The following is an 18952-nucleotide window of genomic DNA, read 5'->3' as shown; positions in this document are numbered from 1 at the left end:
AGCCGCCAGCTCGGCGCCCGGCGGCGGTCTCAGCCGGCCTCGGGCGGACGCGCCGGCAGATCGGAGGGCGGCTGCGCTGCCAGGCAGTAGCGATTCTTGCCGAGTGCCTTGGCGGCATACATCGCCTTGTCGGCGGCGTATACGAGCGCTTCCTCATCGGCGCCGTGTTGCGGAAAGAGGGCGACACCGATGCTGGCCGAGACGACGACCCTGTGTTCGCCGATGGCGATGGGCTGCGAGATCGCGCTCAGGCAGCGCTCGAGCAGTGGCAGCAGATCCTCGCCGACGTCGGCGGCGTCCTCGATGAGCAGGGCGAACTCGTCACCGCCGATGCGGGCGACACTGTCCGCACCGCGCAGCGTCCGCCGCAGGCGCTCGCCGGTTTCAATCAGCACGCGGTCGCCGGCCTCATGCCCGAGGCGATCGTTGATCGGCTTGAAGGCGTCGAGATCGATGAAGCACACCGCGAGTCTCGCCCCGCCGCGGACGGCCCTGGCCAGGGCGTGGCGCAGGCGGTCGGAGAACAGTCGGCGGTTCGGCAACTGGGTCAGGGGGTCGAGATGGGCGAGGCTGTGCAGCGCACTCTCCTGTTCCTTCAGGCGCTGGATGTCGGTGTGCGTGCCGACCATGCGCAAGGGCTTGCCTGCGCGGTCACGTTCGACAATCCGGCCGCGGTCCAGTACCCAGCGCCATGAACCATCGCGGCGATGCAGGCGGTATTCGCATTCGTAGTGGTCGATGTCGCCGTCGAGGTGACGGCGCAACGCCGCCTCGGCCCGAATGAGGTCCTCGGGATGGACGAAGCGCCGCCAGGTCTCGATCGTGGTCGGCAGCAGCTCGTCGAGGCGATGGCCGACAAAGTTCGCCCAGCGCTCGTTCATCCGTACCGTGGCGGTCGCGATATCCCATTCCCAGGAACATGCGCCCGTGCCCCAGATGATGTTGTCGAGGCGCGTGCGTTCGCTCTCGAGCTCGGCCAGCGTCTGCGCCAGCGTCGTGAGGGTTTCACGGTTGCGCTGGTCGCTGAGCGCAAGGGCCTGCCGGGCTTGCTCGAGGGTCAGCTTTTCCGCCCGCAGGCGGACATTGATCCGCCCCAGCGCGAGCGCGAGCCCGGCGATGGCAATGATGCTCGCGCCACCGAGCAGGATCGCCGGGCGGTGGCGCGCCCACACGTCTGCCAGGCTGAAGGCGGGGGTGAGGTCGTAAGGCGGCAGGCGCAGGCTGCGCAGCAGGTTCTCGACCGGCGAGTAGTCGGCCGCCGGTTCGAAGCCGGCGATGCCGGCGGCGACTGCAGCAGCCTGGTCGGGCTCGAGCGTCATCAGGGCGGCAGCGATGCGGCGCGCGAGTTCGGGCTTCAGATGCGCGGCAGCGAAAACCGGCCATTCCGGGTACAGGCGGGTCGACAATGCATAGGGATAGCTCGGCAGACCCTGTGCGTTGAGGACCTTCAGCGCGCCCGCTTCCAGCCGACCCTCGGCGATCAGCGCCTCGAGCAGGCCGCTGCGGGCGAAGCCGACGTCCGCCTCGCCTGCGAGGACGGCGTCGACGACCTGGTCGTGCGCGCCACCCACAAAGCGCACCGGCCCCAGTGTCTCGCGAGCGATGCCCGCCTGCGCAAGGCTCATCAACTGGGCCTGATAGCCGCCCAGCGAGGCCGGATGAACGGCCGCGATCCGCTTGCCGGGGAGCTGCGCAAGGCCGCCGATGTCATCGCGCGCGCTGCGGGCGAAGATGACGCCACCCGAGCCGATCATCCGCTTGCCCTGGTACTGGGGCACCCGCGTGGCCAGCAATGCGGTGAGCGGATTGCGGTTGCGCAGCATGACGTAGTCGCTCGCCTCGGTGATCACCACATCCACGGTCTGGCGCGCCAATCGGTCGCGGATCTCGTCATGGGACAAGGCCAGCAGCACGACCTGGGGGCCATTGAGCTTTTCCGTGAGGTAGTCGGCCAGGGGCTGCCACTGATGCACGTTGTGTTCGGGCGGGCGGTAGGTCGCGACCGCCAGCACCAGCGTCTGCGCCGCGCTTGCCGTGCCCGCAGCCAGGCAGCACAGCAGGAGCATGGCAGCACGCAAAAAACAGGCAGGGCCCGGCAGACAGGCAGTGCGCAGCACGGGTGCGCAGCACGGGTGCGCAGCCGGACCATCGAGGACTCATCGGGAAAGCTCCTCCGGGCGCGGCAGCAGGCGGTCATCGACGAGGCGGTCGAGCGCAGGGCGGCGTTCGATATGGCCCCACTCGAACATCAGCCGCGACAGGCTGTCGGCGACCTCGAGCAGGCGGCCATTGCGACGCAGGAGGTGACCGTTCTCGTGCTCGTCGGGTAGCAGCAGTCCGCGGAAGCTCCGCAAGGCATTGGGGCCGCTTTCGCCGAGCCGGGGTGCCAGGCGGTAGGCGGCGTCGGCCGGGTTGGAGCGCAGGTGGTGGAGGGCGAGAAAGTGGCCCTTGACGAGGGCCTGGAGCGCACGGCGCTTGTGCGCGTCCTCCAGCGCGCGCTCGGTCACGGCGAGCACGTCGATGATCGTGTCGGGCAGCGCGGTGCTGTCGAAGAGCATCTGGCCGTGCGCAGCCAGCAGCATGCCGACGACCGGCTCGAAACTGACGACGGCGTCGACCTCGTCCCTCTCCCAGGCGGCGAGGTGCTGATCGACGGTCATCGGCACCACCTGCACATCCTGCGGCTTCAGTGCGACGCTGTTCAGGGCCGACTGCAGCATCAAGGCGCCGACCGCGGTGTTCTCCATGCCGACGCGCTTGCCGGCGAGTGCGCGCAGGTCCGCAACCTGCGGCTTGGCGACGAGCGCGTCGGCGCCCGATGACAGGTTGAAGACGAGCACGACCTGCAGGCGCAAGCCCTGGGCGAGGAGGCTGAGTGTCTCGTCGAGGGTCAGCGCGGCGGCGTCGATCTCGCCCGCCGTGAGGCGCTGCATGGATTCGGTGGCCGAGGCCGTCTCGACCAGCCGCACCGCATCGGAGCCGATCCAGCCCTCGCCGGCGGCGAGGAACATCAGCGCGTAACCGGGCCAGGGATGGGCCGCGACCGACAAGGGCTCGCGCTGCGAGCTACAGGAGAGCGCGGCGGGGAGAAGGAGCAGCGAAAGCAGGGTCCGCACGCTGTCGCGTCGGCTCATGGTCAGGTGCGACATGTGGAAGGGCGCGCGGTCTGGGCGACTGGTTATCCTCGATCCGAGCCGAAAGTCTAGATCGGGCGCCCCGCGGCCGTAAGTGAATTGGTGCGCGACTGTAAGCGGAAAGCGGCCGTTCGATATTGATGGCCGTCAAGGGGCTGGACCGGGGGTATCGCCGCATGGCAGCGTGCTACGGCCAACAAAAAAGCCAACCCCGAAGGATTGGCCTTTTTGCTTGGTGATGCTGGCTCCCCGACCTGGGCTCGAACCAGGGACCTACGGATTAACAGTCCGGCGCTCTACCGACTGAGCTATCGGGGAATTACCTCTTTGCAGCTTGCGCTGCGAAAGCACTCCTGCAGACTTTGCTGCCGCTTGCTGTTCCCTTGGGAAACACCAAGTCTTCAAACTTGGCTCCCCGACCTGGGCTCGAACCAGGGACCTACGGATTAACAGTCCGGCGCTCTACCGACTGAGCTATCGGGGAACAGAGGCGCGCATTTTAGGCAGGGAACGCGCTTGCGTCAAGGCGGAGATGTGTTTTTGTCGGTGCCATCCGCCTCGACGCGGCCGGGCGTCAGCCCTTGACCACCTGCGCGATCGCCTTGGCGACGTAGCCGATGTTCTTGGAGTTGAGCGCGGCCAGGCAGATGCGGCCGGTCGACACGGCGTAGATGCCGAAATCCGACTTCAGCTGCTCGACCTGGGCGGCGGTGAGCCCGGTGTAGGAGAACATGCCGCGCTGCTTGATCACGAAAGAGAAGTCCTGCGGCACGCCTTCGGCCTTCAACTGCTCGACCAGGCCGGTGCGCATGGCACGGATGCGCTCGCGCATGCCGCCCAGCTCGTCTTCCCACATCTGGCGCAGCTCGGGCGAGGACAGCACCGCGGCGACGATGGCGCCACCGTGAATCGGCGGGTTGGAGTAGTTGGTGCGGATCACGCGCTTGACCTGCGACAGCACGCGGCCGGCTTCTTCCTTGCTGGCGGTGACGATGGACAGCGCGCCGACGCGCTCGCCGTAGAGCGAGAAGCTCTTCGAGAACGAGCTCGACACGAAGAACTGCAGGCCGCTGGCCGACAGCGCGCGCACGGCCACGGCGTCGGCGTCGATGCCCTCGGCGAAGCCCTGGTAGGCCATGTCGAGGAAGGGGATCAGGCCGCGCTCGCGGCACACCGCGACGACTTCGTCCCACTGTGCGTCCGACAGGTCGGCGCCGGTCGGGTTGTGGCAGCAGGCGTGCAGCACGATGATCGAGCCGGGCTGCAGGCTGTCGAGCTTGGCCTTCATGCCGGCCAAGTTAACGCCACGGGTGGCGGCGTCGTAGTAGGGGTAGTTCTCGACCGGGAAACCGGCGGACTCGAACAGCGCGCGGTGGTTTTCCCAGCTCGGGTCGGAGATGTACACGGTGGCGCCGGGCAGCAGGCGCTTGAGGTAGTCGGCGCCGACCTTGAGCGCGCCGGTGCCGCCCAGGGCCTCGATGGTGACGGTCTGGCCGCTGGTGGCGAGCAGCGAGTCCTTGCCGAAGAGCAGGCCCTGCACCGCGTTGTTGTAGGCGGCGGGGCCTTCGATCGGCTGGTAGCCGCGCGGCGGCATCGCTTCGAGGCGGGCCTTCTCGGCGGCGCGCACGGCGGCGAGCAGCGGGATCTTGCCGTTGTCGTCGTAGTACACGCCGACACCGAGGTTGACCTTCTCGGCGCGGGTGTCGGCGGCGAAGGCCTCGTTCAGGCCAAGGATCGGGTCACGGGGCGCCATCTCGACGGCGGCGAAGATCGAAGCGGACATGAGGACTCCAGTTGTTCCGGTAGGGCAGCAGTGGATGCGCGTGGCGGGAACGGCGGTGCACCGTGCCTTGTCACGCGATTTGGGAAATAATCGGCGTTTTCGTCCGGTGCCGCCGGGTGGCGATGCACCGGAATGGAGCGGAAATTTTAGCATGACGAGTCAAGGCAATAGCGGCGGAAACGATGCGCTGCAGCAAGGCGGGACGGTGCTCACTTACGAGGGCAGCCCCTTCCGCCTGCACCAGCCCTTTCCGCCCGCCGGCGACCAGCCCGAGGCGATCCGCCTGCTGTGCGAGGGGGTGGAGGACGGCCTGATGTACCAGACCCTGCTCGGCGTGACCGGCTCGGGCAAGACCTACACCATGGCCAACGTGATCGCCCGCATGGGCCGCCCGGCCCTGGTGCTGGCGCCGAACAAGACGCTGGCGGCGCAGCTGTATGCCGAGTTCAAGGAGTTCCTGCCCGAGAACGCGGTCGAGTACTTCGTCAGCTACTACGACTACTACCAGCCCGAGGCCTACGTACCCTCGCGCGACCTCTTCATCGAGAAGGACTCGTCGATCAACGAGCACATCGAGCAGATGCGGCTGTCGGCGACCAAGAGCCTGATGGAGCGCCGCGACGTGGTGATCGTGGCCACTGTGTCGTGCATCTACGGCATCGGCGACCCGGTCGATTACCACGCCATGATCCTGCACCTGCGCGAGGGCGAGCGCCTGGCGCACCGCGACCTCATCCAGCGCCTGGCGGCGATGCAATACACCCGCGCCGACATCGACTTTCGCCGCGGCACCTTCCGCGTGCGCGGCGACGTCATCGACGTGTTCCCCGCGGAGAACGCCGAGCTCGCGGTGCGCATCGAGATGTTCGATGACGAGATCGAGCACCTGACCCTGTTCGACCCGCTCACCGGCCACCTCAAGCACAAGCTGGCGCGCTTCACCGTGTATCCGTCGAGCCACTACGTGACCCCGCGCGCCACGGTGCTGCAGGCGATCGAGGCGATCAAGGAGGAGCTGAAGGAGCGCGTGGCCTTCTTTCAGCGCGAGGGCAAGCTGGTGGAGGCGCAGCGCATCGAGCAGCGCACCCGCTTCGACCTCGAGATGTTGAACGAGATGGGCTTCTGCAAGGGCATCGAGAACTATTCACGGCACTTGTCGGGGCGCGGCCCGGGCGAGCCGCCGCCGACCCTGATCGACTATCTGCCGCCCGATGCGCTGCTGTTCATCGACGAGTCGCACGTGGCCATCGGTCAGGTGGGCGGCATGTACAAGGGCGACCGCTCGCGCAAGGAGAACCTGGTCGGCTACGGCTTCCGCCTGCCGTCGGCGCTCGACAACCGGCCGCTGAAGTTCGACGAGTTCGAGCGCCTGATGCCGCAGACCGTCTTCGTGTCGGCGACGCCGGCGAAGTACGAGGAAGAGCATCAGGGCCAGGTGGTGGAGCAGGTGGTGCGCCCGACCGGCCTGATCGACCCGATGGTCGAGGTGCGCCCGGCGATGACGCAGGTGGACGACCTGCTCGGCGAGATCAAGAAGCGCCTGGCGGTGAACGAGCGCGTGCTGGTCACCGTGCTGACCAAGCGCATGGCCGAGGACCTCACCGACTACCTCGCCGACAACGGCATCCGCGTGCGCTACCTGCACTCGGACATCGACACCGTGGAGCGCGTGGAAATCATCCGCGACCTGCGCCTGGGCGAGTTCGACGTGCTGGTGGGCATCAACCTGCTGCGTGAGGGCCTGGACATCCCGGAGGTGTCGCTGGTGGCCATCCTCGATGCGGACAAGGAGGGCTTCCTGCGCTCGGAGCGCTCGCTGATCCAGACCATCGGTCGCGCCGCGCGCCATCTGCACGGCACCGCCATCCTCTACGCCGACCGCATCACCGACTCGATGAAGGCGGCGATCGGCGAGACCGAACGGCGGCGGCACAAGCAGATCGCCTTCAACGAGGCCAACGGCATCGTCCCGAAGTCGGTGACGAAACGGATCAAGGACATCATCGACGGGGTCTATGATTCGGATGGGGCCAAGCGCGATGCCGCACGCGTGGCCGACAAGGGCAGCGACTATGCGGTGATGGACGAGAAGGCGCTGGCGCGGGCGATCAAGCGCCTGGAAAAGGAGATGCAGGAGCACGCCCGCAACCTGGAGTTCGAGAAGGCCGCTGCGGCGCGCGACGAGCTGTTCAAGCTGCGCCAGCGCGCGTTTGGCGCAGACCAGCACGGCAGCGTTTGAGAGGTCGACAAGAGGAGACAACAATGACCCGGATTCTCTTTGTGTGTACGGGCAACATCTGCCGCTCGCCCACGGCTGAGGGAGTGGCGCGGCATTTCATCCAGAGCAACGGGCTGGGGGGGCGGGTGGAGGTCGACTCGGCCGGCACGCACGGTTATCACGTTGGCGAGGCGCCCGACCCGCGCACGCAGAAGGCGGCCAGGCAGCGTGGCTACGACCTGTCGGCACTGCGCGCGCGCAAGCTGGAGTTGCGCGACTTCCAGGAGTTCGACCTGCTGCTGGCGATGGATCGCGGCCATCTGGACATCATGCAGCGCAAGTGCCCCGAGGTTTATCAGCCGCGGCTGGGGCTGTTCATGGCCTTTGCCGGCGAGGATCGCCTGGCCGACGAGGTGCCCGATCCCTATTACGGCGGGCCGAGAGGCTTCGACGTGGTGCTCGACATGTGCGAGGACGCGGTGCGCGGCCTGCTCGATTCCGTGTCGTCGCGCGTCTGAGGGCGACCTGCCGCCGGGTGTGCCGCAGGCAGGGGCAGGGACAGCAAAAAGGCCATCCGCGGGATGGCCTTTTTGCTGGTCGGGTCCTTCAGCGGCGCTTACTTGTGCGTCTCGACCTGCTGCAGGGGTTCGTCCACGATCACCGGCGCGGGGCGCGGCTTGCGGCCGAGCCGGACCGAGGGCTCGACGGCGCCGCTGCCGAACTGCGACAGCTTGGCCGGGTCGGTCTCGATCTTGATCAGCCCGCTGTCGCCCACCGCGGGCGACAGCGTGATCGGCGCAGAGGCGTCCGCGCTGCGACGCCCTTCCTCGGCGGCCGCCTCCGGCGCGACGATGCCGGGCTCGGCTGCGACCAAGGTGGCAGGCTCGTGCTCGACGACGGCAGGCGCCTCGGGCTCGGTGGTGGCCGGGGCAGCAGGCGCTGCCACCTGTTCCGCGACCTGCTCGGTAGCGACGACAGGCGCGCTGGATGTGGCGGCTGCCTGCGCGATCGCGCCTGCTGGCTCGGTTGCATCCACGGCGCCAGCGTCGGCCTCGGGGCTGCTGATCGATTCGCTGCCCGCCTCGCTGAGGGCGGGCTCGACGCGGACCGGGGCGGGCGCGAGCTCGACAGCGCTGGCGAGGACGGCGTCTTCGACCGTGACCGGCTCGGAAGCCGGCACCGGCAGTTCGGCTGCGGATGCGGCCACGCTGACCGGCGTCGCCTCAACAGCCTCCGCGGCCGCGGCAATCACCGCAGCAGCGGGCGCTTGATCGGCCGCGCCAGCGGTCGAAGCGCTGGCTTCGGGCTGCTCGGCGGCCGGGACTTCGCCTGGCGCTGCAGCCACAGGCATGCTGGTGGCAGCGCCGGCCAAGACCTCGGGCTGTTCCGGCTGCGCGGCGGCGCCGGCATCGCCGATTTCCGCGCTTTCGACGCCCTCGGTGGCGGCCTGCGGCTCACCGGAACGGCGACCGCGACCGCGACCGCGACGGCGGCGCTTTTCGGCCGGCGCACCTTCTTCGGAACCCGGCTCGGTTGCAGGCGCGTCGCTTGCGGACAAATCGGCCTCGGACAGCGCCGCCTCCGCCACCGGGGCGAGGGCGGCCGCTGCGGCGACGCCCTTCAGTTGCTCCTCCTCGCCCGCCGCGCTGCGCAGCTCGGTGGCCTTGTCGGCGCGCTCGCCGGCTTCTTCGCTGCGGCTGCCACGCTGGCCACGTGTGCGGCCGCGGCCCCCTTCGGCGCGCTCGGGGCGCTCGCCTCGTTCGGCCCTGTCAGCGGGGGCAGCGTTGCGCTGGGGCTTGTCGCCGCCCTCGCCGCGTTCGCCGCGTTCGGGTCGGGCGGCACGCGTGCCGTCGCCATCACGCTCGCTGCGGCGTCCGCGGTTGCCGTTGCCGCGACGGCCGTCGGCGCTGCGCTCGCCACGCGGGCGCGGCTCGCGCTTGGGCGTGGCTTCGACAGCCGGCGCCGGCTCGGCGGCCGGTGCGGGCTTGCTGCCCGAGAACCAGGCCATGATGCGCGCGATCAGGCCCTTCGACTCGGGCTCCACGGGTGCGGCAGCGGCAGGCTGCTCGGCCACGGGCGCAGCCACCGGCGCCGGTTGTGCCGGCGAGATGCCCTTCACCGCGGCCTCGGGGCGAGCGGGGCGCTCGTTGCCCTTGGACGGCAGGCGGGTGTCTTCCTCGGCGGGCTTCTGCACCATCTGGTAGCTCGCGAGCGCGATGTCCTCGGCGTTGAGCTGGTCGTGGCGCAGGCGGATGATCTCGTGCGCGGGGGTCTCGAGGTGGCGGTTCGGGACGATGATGAGCTGCACCTTGTGGCGCATCTCGATGCGGGCGATATCGACGCGCTTCTCGTTGAGCAGGAAGGTGGCGACATCGACCGGCACCTGCAGGTGCACCGCGCCGGTGTTGTCCTTCATGGCCTCTTCCTCGAGGATGCGGACGATGTGCAGCGCGGACGATTCGGTGCTGCGGATGTGGCCGGTGCCGTTGCAGCGCGGGCAGGTGATGTAGCTCGTTTCCGCCAATGCCGGACGCAGGCGCTGGCGCGACAGCTCGAGCAGGCCGAAGCGGCTGATCTTGCCGGTCTGCACGCGGGCGCGGTCGTGGCGCAGGGCGTCACGCAGGCGGTTCTCCACCTCGCGCTGGTTCTTCGCCGACTCCATGTCGATGAAGTCGATCACGATCAGGCCGCCGAGGTCGCGCAGGCGCAACTGGCGGGCGATTTCGTCGGCCGCCTCGCAGTTGGTGCGGAAGGCGGTCTCCTCGATGTCCGAGCCCTTGGTGGCGCGGCCCGAGTTGACGTCGATCGAGACCAGCGCCTCGGTGTGGTCGATGACCACGGCGCCGCCCGAGGGCAGATTGACCTGGCGCGAATAGGCCGATTCGATCTGGTGCTCGATCTGGAAGCGCGAGAACAGCGGCACGTCGTCGCTGTAGCGCTTCACCCGCGACACGTTGGCGGGCATCACGTGCGCCATGAACTGCGTGGCCTGCTCGTAGATGTCGTCGGTGTCGATCAGGATCTCACCGATGTCGGGCTGGAAGTAGTCGCGGATCGCGCGGATCACGAGGCTGCCTTCCTGGTAGATCAGGAAGGCACCTTTCTGGCTCTGGGCCGCCCCCTCGATCGCACGCCACAGCTGCATCAGGTAGTTGAGGTCCCACTGCAGCTCTTCGGCGCTGCGGCCGATGGCGGCGGTGCGGGCGATCAGGCTCATGCCGCCCGGCACTTCGAGCTGATCCATGTTTTCGCGCAGCTCGGCGCGCTCATCGCCCTCGATGCGGCGCGACACGCCGCCGCCGCGCGGGTTGTTGGGCATCAGCACCAGATAGCGGCCGGCGAGCGAGATGTAGGTGGTGAGCGCGGCACCCTTATTGCCGCGCTCGTCCTTCTCGACCTGGACGATGAGTTCCTGGCCTTCGCGCAGGGCCTCCTTGATCGACGCCTTGCTCGCATCGACGCCGGGCTGGAAGTAGGAGCGGGAGATTTCCTTGAACGGCAGGAAGCCATGGCGCTCTGCGCCATAGTCGACGAACGCCGCTTCGAGGCTGGGCTCGATGCGGGTGATGACCGCCTTGTAGATGTTGCTCTTGCGTTCTTCTTTTGCGGCCGATTCGATATCGAGGTCGATCAGTTTCTGACCGTCCACGATCGCGACGCGCAGTTCCTCGGCCTGCGTCGCATTGAAAAGCATGCGCTTCATTTGGATCGTTCTCCCGCGCAGAACACACGGGCAGGACGAACGGCGCGCACCATCGCGCTTTCCGGGATCAGGAGCGATTGGGTAGGTCTGCTGCTTTCATCCGGTGGGTTTGTCGGGCTGTGATGGGTCGGCTGGTCGATATTCTCTTGCACCGGCCGGGTCGGCCGTGTGGGCCGCCGGGCCGGCGCATTTGATCCTGCGTGTGCGCTGTGCGCATCAAAATCCAACCCGGGGGCTGGATGGGTATGTCGAAGTGGATCTGTTGCGTTACCATCGGCGCCTTTTCGGCCTTGGATGGCGGGCAACGGTCAAGCCGGGAGCGCTCTTCAGGGCTCATTGCCAGCAGTCTGCGCACGTCCCGATGCAGATGTTTCGACCTGCATGAAATGGCGACGCGTCGCACTTGGGTGGCAGCGACCGGGTTAACCGCGCAGAAGTATATTTCATGACGACTATCGATGGCAAAGCGATCGCGGTTCGGCACGAACGCATCGATGATGCGGCGGCCGGCCAGCGCATCGACAACTACCTGCTGCGCATCGCCAAGGGCGTGCCCAAGAGCCACGTCTATCGCATCCTGCGCAGCGGCGAGGTACGCGTGAACGGGCGCCGCGTGCAGCAGACCTACCGTCTCGTCGAAGGGGACGAGGTGCGCATTCCGCCGCTGCGTGTGGCCGAACCGGCGCGCGCGCGCGCGGCGCCGGCGGGGCAGCCGCTGCCGGTGGTGTACGAGGACGACGCCTTGCTGGTGATCGACAAGCCCTCGGGCAAGGCCGTGCATGGGGGCAGTGGTGTCAGCTACGGGGTGATCGAGCAGTTGCGGGCGCAGCGCCCCGAGCTGAGGATGCTCGAACTTGCCCACCGGCTCGATCGCGAGACCTCGGGCCTGCTGATCGTGGCCAAGAAGCGGTCGGCCCTCACCGCGCTGCACGACATGTTGCGCGAGGGCAAGGTCGAGAAGCGTTACCTGACTCTGGTGCCCGGTCGCTGGGCCAACCCTTTGCAGCATGTGAAAGCCCCGCTGCACAAGTACCTCACCGCCGAGGGCGAGCGGCGGGTGCGGGTGAGCGAGGAGGGCAAGGCGGCGCACAGCGTGATGCGGCTCATCCGGCGCTGGCGTGATTTCAGTCTGCTCGAGGTGGAACTCAAGACCGGGCGCACGCATCAGATCCGCGTCCATCTGGCCCACCTTGGCTTTCCGCTGTGCGGTGACGACAAGTACGGCGACTTCGCGCTCAACAAGCGGCTCGAGGGAGAGGGGCTCAAGCGCATGTTCCTGCATGCGGCGCAGCTCAGTTTCAAGCATCCGATCAGCGGCGAGACCCTCGCTTTCGCGTCGCCGCTGCCGCCGGACCTGAAGGGTTTCGTCGATCATCTCGACGCTGCGGAGAAGGCGCACACGCATGACTGAACGATTCGACCTCATCGTCTTCGACTGGGACGGGACGCTGATGGATTCGGCGGGCGCCATCGTGCGTGCCATGCAGGCCGCCGCACGTGACCTCGGCCTGCCGGCGCCGTCGGACGAGCGGGCGCGCTACGTGATCGGGCTCGGCCTGGCTGACGCCTTGCAGCACGCCGTGCCCGAGCTGCCCGCCGCGGACCATGCCCGAATGGTCGAGCGCTATCGGCATCACTATCTGTCGACGGATCGCGAGCTGAGTCTCTTCGAGGGTGTCGAGGCGCTTATCGGCACGCTCGCCGGGCGCGGCTTCATGCTCGGCGTGGCGACCGGCAAGAGTCGGCTCGGCCTCAATCGCGTGCTTCAACATACCGGTCTGGCGCCTTACTTCCATGCAACGCGGTGTGCGGACGAATGCTTTTCCAAGCCGCATCCGGCGATGCTGGAGGAGCTCATGGATGAGCTCGGCGTGCGGCCCGAGCGCACGCTGATGGTTGGTGACACGACGCACGACCTGCAGATGGCGCGCAATGCGGGGACCGCAGCGCTGGCGGTGAGCTTCGGCGCCCATTCGCGCGCCGCGCTCGAAGCCGAGCAGCCGCTCGATTGCCTGGATTCCCCGTCCGCGCTGTCGCGCTGGCTGCTCGACGCGGTCTGAGGCGAGGCCTCGGCGCGGCTGCGCCTCAGAGGCGTGTGTCAGCCCAGCAGCAGGAACAGCGCCGGGCGCTTGGCGAGGGCAGGACGGTTGGCCTTTTTCCACTCGCGCACGCTGCGCGTGTGCAGGAATTCGTTGTCGGTGTTGAGCTCGCAGCCGATGCAAAGGCGTGTTTCGGGTCGGAGCAGCTTCAGCAGCGCGTCGAACATGCGCTCGTTGCGGTAGGGCGTCTCGATGAAGATCTGGGTGCGTCCGAGTCGGCGCGATTCGTCCTCAATTGCGCGCAGCGCCGAGTCGCGCTCGGTTTCGCCGACCGGCAGGTAGCCGTGGAAGCAGAAGCTCTGGCCGTTGAGGCCCGAGCCCATCAGTCCGAGCAGGATCGACGAAGGTCCGACCAGGGGTATGACGCGAATGCCGAGCGCATGGGCGCGTGCCACCAGGCGGGCGCCCGGGTCGGCGACGGCCGGGCAGCCGGCATCCGACATCAGGCCGATGTCTTCTCCTGCCAGTGTCGGCGCGAGCAGCGCGTCGAGCGCCGTATTGGCGTCGTGCCCGGTCCCTGGCGGGAGTTCGCGAATGTCGGTGTCGCGCAGCGGGTGTGGGTAGTCGAGCTGCTTGAGATGGGCGCGCGCCGCGCGTGCGGTTTCGACGACGAAATGCCGAAGCTGGGCGGCGATGTGCTGCGCCTGTTGGGGTAGGAAGCTCGCCCACGGCGTCGACTCGCCGAGGGCGACCGGAACCAGGTAAAGCGCTCCCGGCGTTGGCGATGTCCTGTCCGGGCCCGTGCTCACGGCAGCTCCAGCCCTTCGGCACGCAGCATGCGCGACAGCGCGATGAGAGGCAGGCCGATGAGGGCGGTCGGGTCATCGCCCGGCATGGCGTCGAGCAGGGCGATGCCGAGCCCTTCGGACTTGGCGCTGCCGGCGCAGTCGAGCGGCCGCTCCTTGGCGACGTAGCGCCGGATCTCGTCGTCGCTGAGGTCGCGAAAGCGCACCTGGGTGGGGACGCCTTCCACCTGGAGATGGTCGCTACGGGTGTTGAGCAGCGCGAGTGCGGTGTGAAAGGTGACCGTCCTTCCCCGCATGCGCTGCAACTGGGCGACCGCGCGTGCCTCGGTGCCGGGTTTGCCGAACACCTCGTCGTCGAGGTAGGCGACCTGGTCGCTGCCGATGATGAGTGCATCGGGCCAGCGTCCCGCGACGGCGCGTGCCTTTTCGGCGGCGAGACGTTCTGCCGTCGCCGGCGGCGCCTCGCCGGGCAGGGGGGTTTCGTCCGTTTCGGGGCGGTCGGTGTCGAAGGGGATGCAGAGCCGCTCGAGCAGCATCTTGCGATAGGCGGACGTCGAGGCGAGGACGAGCTTCATCGGGTTTCCAGGTGGTACGCGCCGGCGTGGGCGGGGCGGCTGTCCCGCATGGGCGTGTGGATGTGCGACCGGATCTGCGAGCGGCCGAGGGCATGGCGGGTGCTCGCGCTCCCGTTCTGCATGCACAGGCTTTACACAAAGGCCGGAAAAATAATATCATGCGCGGCTTATGTCGCAACAAGGCATCCCGTCCAGGCTCATCCCGGACCCTTTCAGGTTTGCCGCAGAGGCGCGCTCCATCGGGGGTGAGGTCGCTGTGGCCGATCTTTTGCGTCTGTCCGACGTGCTGGCCTCCTCCGAAGGCCAGCTTGTATGGCAGATCGAGGGGCTGATGGTGCAGGGGGTCGCCGGCATGGAGCCACGGCTCAGGTTGACCGCAAGCGGTCAGCTCGTGCTCGGATGTCAGCGCTGCCTCGGCGGCCTGCCCTGGGTACTCAAGGTCGATACCCTGCTTCATCCTGTTCGGGTCGGGCAGCCGATCGCCGAGGAGGAGCTGGAAGACGACGAGGTCGATGCGATCGAGGTCGATGGTGAGCTCGATGCGCTGGCGCTCGTCGAGGACGAGATCCTGCTGGCCTTGCCGATTGCACCGCGACACGAAAACTGTGAGTCGCCGCAGGTCGTGGGCGGCTCGACGAAAGAATCGCCTTTCGCTGCGCTGGCGTCGCTGCGAGGCAGTCCCAGCGCGAAATAGGCGCGATATTTTGCATTAGGAGTTTTTCTCATGGCCGTTCAGCAGAACAAGAAGTCCCCCTCCAAGCGCGGCATGCACCGCTCGCACGATTTCCTCACCGGCCCGGCGCTGGCTGTCGAGCCCACCACCGGTGAAGTGCACCTGCGCCACCACATCAGCCCGAACGGTTTCTACCGTGGCAAGAAGGTGCTGAAGGTCAAGGGCGAGTAATCCGCTGCCCGCAAGATCGAGGGCGGCGCACGGCGCTAGGCGCCTGCGCCGCTTTTTTTCCGACATCAATTACTGAACATCACGCGAGATGCCGATGGGTGTCACCATTGCAATCGACTGCATGGGTGGCGATCACGGCCCGGCCGTGACCGTGCCTGCTGCGCTCTCCTTTCTGCGCAGCCACCCCGACGCGCATGCAGTCCTCGTCGGTCGCGAGGAGGCGATTGCGCCCCAGCTCGGCGCGGCGCTGACAGAATTCGCCGGCCGCCTGCGGGTGCGACCCGCAGCTGAGGTGGTGACCATGGACGACCCGCCCGCGATCGCCATGCGCACCAAGAAGGACTCCTCGATGCGTGTGGCGATCGACCTCGTCAAGGCAGGCGAGGCCGATGCCGCGGTTTCGGCGGGCAACACGGGCGCCCTGATGGCGATCTCCCGCTTCGTCCTCAAGACCTTGCCGGGCATCGATCGCCCGGCCATCGCCACCGTCCTGCCGTCGCTGAAGGGGCACACCTATGTCCTCGATCTCGGCGCCAATGTCGATTGCACCGCCGAGCACCTGCTCCAGTTCGGCATCATGGGGGCAATGCTGGTGGCGGCGATCGAGCACAAGGATCGCCCATTGGTCGGCCTGCTCAACATCGGCGAGGAGGCGATCAAGGGCAATGACGTGGTCAAGGAGGCGGGCGAGCTGCTGCGCGAGAGCGGGCTCAACTTCTACGGCAACGTCGAGGGCAACGACATCTATGAAGGGACGGTGGATGTGGTCGTCTGCGACGGCTTCGTCGGCAACGTGGCGCTGAAGACCTCCGAGGGTCTGGCGCAGATGCTGGGCGCCTTCCTCAAGCAGGAGTTCGGCCGCTCGCTGCTGACCAAGTTGATGGCCGTACTGGCGCTGCCGGTGCTCAAGCGCTTCAAGAACCGGGTCGATCATCGCCTGTACAACGGCGCGCCCCTGCTAGGATTGCGCGGCGTGGTACTCAAGAGCCATGGATCGGCAGATGCGCTCGCCTTCGGCAATGCGCTGGCGCGAGCTGCCGAGGCGGCGTCCAACCGGTTGATCGAACGCATTTCCGACCGCATGGCGAGCATGAACGAGGTGAAGGCATGATCTACGCACGGATCGCGGGTACCGGCAGCTGTCTGCCGGGCAAGCCGGTGAGCAACGACGACCTGGTCGGTCGCGGGATCGACACATCCGACGAATGGATTGTCAGCCGCTCGGGGATCCGCAGCCGCCATCTCGCCAGCGCCGACGTGGGCGCGAGTGACCTCGCGCGCGAGGCGGCCGAGCGGGCGATCGAGGCGGCGGGTTGCGAGGCGGAGGACATCGACCTCATCATCGTCGCCACCTCGACGCCCGACTACATCTTTCCGAGCACCGCGGCCCTCGTGCAGTCCAAGCTCGGCATCCGCAACGGCGGCCCCGCGTTCGATGTGCAGGCCGTGTGCACCGGCTTTGTCTATGCGCTCGCGGTCGCGGAAAAGTTCATCCGTTCGGGCAGTCACACGCGCGCCCTCGTGATCGGCGCCGAGGTCTTCTCCCGCATCCTCGACTGGTCCGATCGCGCCACCTGTGTGCTGTTCGGCGATGGCGCCGGCGCGGTGGTGCTCGAGGCTTCGGCCGAGCCCGGTATTCGTGCCAGTGCGCTGCACGCCGATGGCAGCCATCACCCGATCCTGTGCGTGCCCGGTGGTGTCGCATCCGGACAGGTCATCGGTGATCCCTTCCTGCGCATGGATGGCCAGGCGGTGTTCAAGTTCGCCGTCAAGGTGCTCGGCGATGTGGCGCACGAGGTGATCGAGCAGGCTGGTGTGGGCGCCGATTCGGTCGACTGGCTGATTCCGCACCAGGCAAACATCCGCATCATCCAGGCCACGGCCAAGCGCCTCGGGCTGCCGATGGAGCGGGTGATCACGACCCTCGATCACCATGGCAACACCTCGGCGGCATCCATTCCGCTGGCACTCGACGAGGCGGTGCGCAACGGCCACATCCAGCGCGGGCAGCGCCTGGTGCTGGAAGGTGTGGGCGGCGGCTTCACCTGGGGCGCAGCCCTGATCGATTTCTGATTCCACCCAATTTCTGACAACAGCGGAGAACAGCATGGCATTTGCGCTGGTTTTTCCCGGCCAGGGTTCGCAGGCGGTCGGCATGATGGCCGCCTACGGCGAGTCGGTCGTGATTCGTGACACCTTCACGGAAGCATCGGATGCGCTCGGCGAGGATCTGTGGTCGATGGTGTGCGACGGCCCGGCCGAGCGCCTGGCGCTGACGGTGAACACGCAGCCGCTGATGCTGACCGCCGGCGTGGCCGCCTATCGCGCCTGGCTGGCGGCGGGCGGCCCCAAGCCGGCCATGGTGGCCGGCCACAGCCTGGGCGAGTATTCCGCACTCGTCGCGGCGGGCGCACTCGCCTTTGCCGATGCCGTGCCGCTGGTGCGCTTTCGCGCCCAGGCGATGCAGGAAGCGGTACCGGCGGGCGAGGGCGCGATGGCTGCGGTGATGGGGCTGGAAGCCGATGCCGTGCGCGAGGCCTGTGCTGAAGCCGCGCAGGGCCAAGTCGTCGAGGCCGCCAATCTCAATGCCCCCGGCCAGATCGTGATCGCCGGTGCCAAAGCCGCGGTCGAACGTGCGGGTGAGATCGCCAAGGCCAAGGGCGCGAAGCGGGCCGTGCTGCTACCGGTGTCCGCCCCCTTCCATTGCGCACTCATGCGTCCTGCGGCCGAGCGTCTGGCCGAGCGTCTGGCGACGCTGACGATTTCGCGCCCGGCGATCGACGTCATCAACAATGTCGACGTCGCCGTCTATGATGAGCCAGAGAAGATTCGCGATGCGCTGGTGCGCCAGGCCTATTCGCCGGTGCGCTGGATCGAACTGGTGCAGGCGATGGCGGCTCGCGGCATGAGCCACGTCATTGAATGCGGCCCCGGCAAGGTGCTGGCCGGCATGACCAAGCGCATCGCCAAGGATGTCGAAGGGGGCTCGGCGCATGACGCCGCCAGTCTCGAGCAAGCCATTGCGGCAGTGGGGTGAGACATGAGCTTTTCGCTTGAAGGGCAGGTTGCGCTGGTCACCGGTGCATCGCGCGGCATCGGGCGTGCGGTGGCGCTCGAACTCGGTCGCCTCGGTGCAATCGTCGCCGGCACTGCGACCTCTGAATCGGGCGCGGCCGACATCGACAAGGCACTGGCCGATGCGGGCATCAAGGGCGCTGGGCTGGCGCTCAACGTCACCGATGGCGCTGCCTGCGAGGCGCTCGTGGGCGAGATCGAGAAGCGCTTCGGCGCCATCGGCATCCTGGTAAACAACGCCGGCATCACGCGTGACAACCTGGCCATGCGCATGAAGGACGATGAATGGGATGCCGTCATCGACACCAACCTGCGCGCGGTCTTCCGCATGAGCAAGCTCGTCATGCGCGGCATGATGAAGGCGCGCACGGGCCGCATCATCAACATCACCTCGGTAGTCGCCAGTGCCGGCAACCCGGGCCAGGCCAACTATGCCGCGGCCAAGGCCGGCGTGGCGGGCATGACACGGGCGCTGGCGCGCGAGCTGGGCAGCCGCAACATCACGGTGAACTGCGTCGCCCCCGGCTTCATCGACACCGACATGACGCGTGCATTGCCCGAGGCGGCCCGCGACGCTCTCCTCGGCAACATCGCCCTGGGGCGGCTCGGCCGGCCGGAAGAGATCGCCGGCGCGGTTGCGTTCCTTGCCTCACCTGCCGCTGCTTACGTGACGGGGACCACCCTGCATGTTAATGGCGGTATGTATATGTCCTGA

The 18952-nt window shown here is 67.7% G+C and carries 16 protein-coding genes and 2 tRNA genes; 10 read left to right on the top strand and 8 right to left on the bottom strand.

What is annotated here, in order from left to right:
* Positions 1-29 precede the first annotated feature (29 nt).
* The 5 genes from ACMV5O_RS09225 to ACMV5O_RS09205 form a co-directional block, all read right to left on the bottom strand.
* Positions 30-2066, bottom strand: coding sequence for a diguanylate cyclase domain-containing protein (locus tag ACMV5O_RS09225; RefSeq protein WP_416163167.1), 2037 nt, complete (start codon positions 2064-2066; stop codon positions 30-32).
* 90 nt (positions 2067-2156) lie between these two features.
* Positions 2157-3134, bottom strand: a complete 978-nt coding sequence (locus ACMV5O_RS09220) for an ABC transporter substrate-binding protein (RefSeq protein ID WP_416163166.1) — start codon at positions 3132-3134, stop codon at positions 2157-2159.
* Positions 3135-3376: 242 nt separating this feature from the next.
* A tRNA-Asn gene (locus tag ACMV5O_RS09215) sits at positions 3377-3452 on the bottom strand.
* Positions 3453-3542: 90 nt separating this feature from the next.
* Positions 3543-3618: transfer RNA gene (locus ACMV5O_RS09210), tRNA-Asn, on the bottom strand.
* Between the two features lie 90 nt (positions 3619-3708).
* Positions 3709-4917 carry an amino acid aminotransferase gene (locus ACMV5O_RS09205; protein WP_416163165.1) on the bottom strand — a complete coding sequence of 403 codons (1209 nt, stop codon included), beginning with the start codon at positions 4915-4917 and terminating at the stop codon, positions 3709-3711.
* Between the two features lie 151 nt (positions 4918-5068).
* Here ACMV5O_RS09205 and uvrB point away from each other — a divergent pair, with 151 nt between their 5' ends.
* Together uvrB and ACMV5O_RS09195 are read left to right on the top strand one after the other, a co-directional pair.
* A complete protein-coding gene (uvrB, locus tag ACMV5O_RS09200; protein ID WP_416163164.1) occupies positions 5069-7156 on the top strand; it encodes an excinuclease ABC subunit UvrB in 2088 nt (695 codons plus the stop codon).
* Positions 7157-7179: 23 nt separating this feature from the next.
* Complete coding sequence (locus ACMV5O_RS09195) at positions 7180-7653, top strand: low molecular weight protein-tyrosine-phosphatase (RefSeq protein ID WP_416163163.1); 474 nt, start codon at positions 7180-7182, stop codon at positions 7651-7653.
* Between the two features lie 98 nt (positions 7654-7751).
* Here ACMV5O_RS09195 and ACMV5O_RS09190 read toward each other — a convergent pair whose 3' ends face one another.
* Complete coding sequence (locus ACMV5O_RS09190; RefSeq protein WP_416163162.1) at positions 7752-10838, bottom strand: Rne/Rng family ribonuclease; 3087 nt, start codon at positions 10836-10838, stop codon at positions 7752-7754.
* A 445-nt stretch (positions 10839-11283) separates the two neighbouring features.
* Here ACMV5O_RS09190 and ACMV5O_RS09185 point away from each other — a divergent pair, with 445 nt between their 5' ends.
* Together ACMV5O_RS09185 and ACMV5O_RS09180 are read left to right on the top strand one after the other, a co-directional pair.
* Positions 11284-12249, top strand: coding sequence for an RluA family pseudouridine synthase (locus ACMV5O_RS09185; protein WP_416163161.1), 966 nt, complete (start codon positions 11284-11286; stop codon positions 12247-12249).
* Positions 12242-12898: an HAD-IA family hydrolase gene (locus tag ACMV5O_RS09180; RefSeq protein WP_416163160.1), complete on the top strand. Its 657-nt coding sequence runs from the start codon at positions 12242-12244 to the stop codon at positions 12896-12898. The genes ACMV5O_RS09185 and ACMV5O_RS09180 overlap by 8 nt, the downstream gene beginning before the upstream one ends.
* Positions 12899-12936: 38 nt before the next feature.
* On the opposite strand, the gene ACMV5O_RS09175 is transcribed toward ACMV5O_RS09180, so the two are convergent.
* Positions 12937-13686, bottom strand: a complete 750-nt coding sequence (locus tag ACMV5O_RS09175; protein ID WP_416163159.1) for an SAM-dependent methyltransferase — start codon at positions 13684-13686, stop codon at positions 12937-12939.
* Positions 13683-14258: a Maf family protein gene (locus ACMV5O_RS09170; protein ID WP_416163158.1), complete on the bottom strand. Its 576-nt coding sequence runs from the start codon at positions 14256-14258 to the stop codon at positions 13683-13685. The genes ACMV5O_RS09175 and ACMV5O_RS09170 overlap by 4 nt, the downstream gene beginning before the upstream one ends.
* Positions 14259-14427: 169 nt before the next feature.
* Here ACMV5O_RS09170 and ACMV5O_RS09165 point away from each other — a divergent pair, with 169 nt between their 5' ends.
* The 6 genes from ACMV5O_RS09165 to fabG all read left to right on the top strand — a co-directional run bounded on the left by ACMV5O_RS09165 (position 14428) and on the right by fabG (position 18952).
* Entirely contained in the window at positions 14428-14952 is a 525-nt protein-coding gene (locus tag ACMV5O_RS09165; protein ID WP_416163157.1) for a YceD family protein, read from the top strand.
* Positions 14953-14982: 30 nt separating this feature from the next.
* Positions 14983-15162 (top strand): 50S ribosomal protein L32, encoded by a 180-nt coding sequence (gene rpmF, locus ACMV5O_RS09160; RefSeq protein WP_324538188.1) that lies wholly within the window; start codon positions 14983-14985, stop codon positions 15160-15162.
* A gap of 94 nt (positions 15163-15256) precedes the next feature.
* Positions 15257-16273: a phosphate acyltransferase PlsX gene (gene plsX / locus ACMV5O_RS09155; protein WP_324538187.1), complete on the top strand. Its 1017-nt coding sequence runs from the start codon at positions 15257-15259 to the stop codon at positions 16271-16273.
* Positions 16270-17235: a beta-ketoacyl-ACP synthase III gene (locus ACMV5O_RS09150; protein WP_416163156.1), complete on the top strand. Its 966-nt coding sequence runs from the start codon at positions 16270-16272 to the stop codon at positions 17233-17235. Before plsX ends, ACMV5O_RS09150 begins: the two co-directional genes overlap by 4 nt.
* 34 nt (positions 17236-17269) lie before the next feature.
* Positions 17270-18199, top strand: coding sequence for an ACP S-malonyltransferase (gene fabD, locus ACMV5O_RS09145; protein ID WP_416163155.1), 930 nt, complete (start codon positions 17270-17272; stop codon positions 18197-18199).
* Between the two features lie 3 nt (positions 18200-18202).
* On the top strand, positions 18203-18952 hold the full coding sequence (gene fabG / locus ACMV5O_RS09140) for a 3-oxoacyl-ACP reductase FabG (RefSeq protein ID WP_416163154.1): 750 nt from the start codon (positions 18203-18205) through the stop codon (positions 18950-18952).

Source organism: Thauera sp. WH-1 (genome assembly GCF_047806685.1).
In the GTDB taxonomy this organism is placed as follows: Bacteria; Pseudomonadota; Gammaproteobacteria; order Burkholderiales; family Rhodocyclaceae; genus Thauera.
Note: the sequence above shows the minus strand (reverse complement) of the source record. Positions and strands in the feature narration are given on the sequence as shown.

Coding starts and splice junctions, on each gene's coding strand:
- ACMV5O_RS09220 (WP_416163166.1), bottom strand. CDS start 3,134: ATGAGCCGACGCGACAGCGTGCGGACCCTGCTTTCGCTGCTCCTTCTC.
- ACMV5O_RS09150 (WP_416163156.1), top strand. CDS start 16,270: ATGATCTACGCACGGATCGCGGGTACCGGCAGCTGTCTGCCGGGCAAG.
- ACMV5O_RS09165 (WP_416163157.1), top strand. CDS start 14,428: ATGTCGCAACAAGGCATCCCGTCCAGGCTCATCCCGGACCCTTTCAGG.
- plsX (WP_324538187.1), top strand. CDS start 15,257: ATGGGTGTCACCATTGCAATCGACTGCATGGGTGGCGATCACGGCCCG.
- ACMV5O_RS09190 (WP_416163162.1), bottom strand. CDS start 10,838: ATGAAGCGCATGCTTTTCAATGCGACGCAGGCCGAGGAACTGCGCGTC.
- fabD (WP_416163155.1), top strand. CDS start 17,270: ATGGCATTTGCGCTGGTTTTTCCCGGCCAGGGTTCGCAGGCGGTCGGC.
- ACMV5O_RS09225 (WP_416163167.1), bottom strand. CDS start 2,066: ATGCTCCTGCTGTGCTGCCTGGCTGCGGGCACGGCAAGCGCGGCGCAG.
- fabG (WP_416163154.1), top strand. CDS start 18,203: ATGAGCTTTTCGCTTGAAGGGCAGGTTGCGCTGGTCACCGGTGCATCG.
- rpmF (WP_324538188.1), top strand. CDS start 14,983: ATGGCCGTTCAGCAGAACAAGAAGTCCCCCTCCAAGCGCGGCATGCAC.
- ACMV5O_RS09170 (WP_416163158.1), bottom strand. CDS start 14,258: ATGAAGCTCGTCCTCGCCTCGACGTCCGCCTATCGCAAGATGCTGCTC.
- ACMV5O_RS09205 (WP_416163165.1), bottom strand. CDS start 4,917: ATGTCCGCTTCGATCTTCGCCGCCGTCGAGATGGCGCCCCGTGACCCG.
- ACMV5O_RS09180 (WP_416163160.1), top strand. CDS start 12,242: ATGACTGAACGATTCGACCTCATCGTCTTCGACTGGGACGGGACGCTG.
- uvrB (WP_416163164.1), top strand. CDS start 5,069: ATGACGAGTCAAGGCAATAGCGGCGGAAACGATGCGCTGCAGCAAGGC.
- ACMV5O_RS09185 (WP_416163161.1), top strand. CDS start 11,284: ATGACGACTATCGATGGCAAAGCGATCGCGGTTCGGCACGAACGCATC.
- ACMV5O_RS09195 (WP_416163163.1), top strand. CDS start 7,180: ATGACCCGGATTCTCTTTGTGTGTACGGGCAACATCTGCCGCTCGCCC.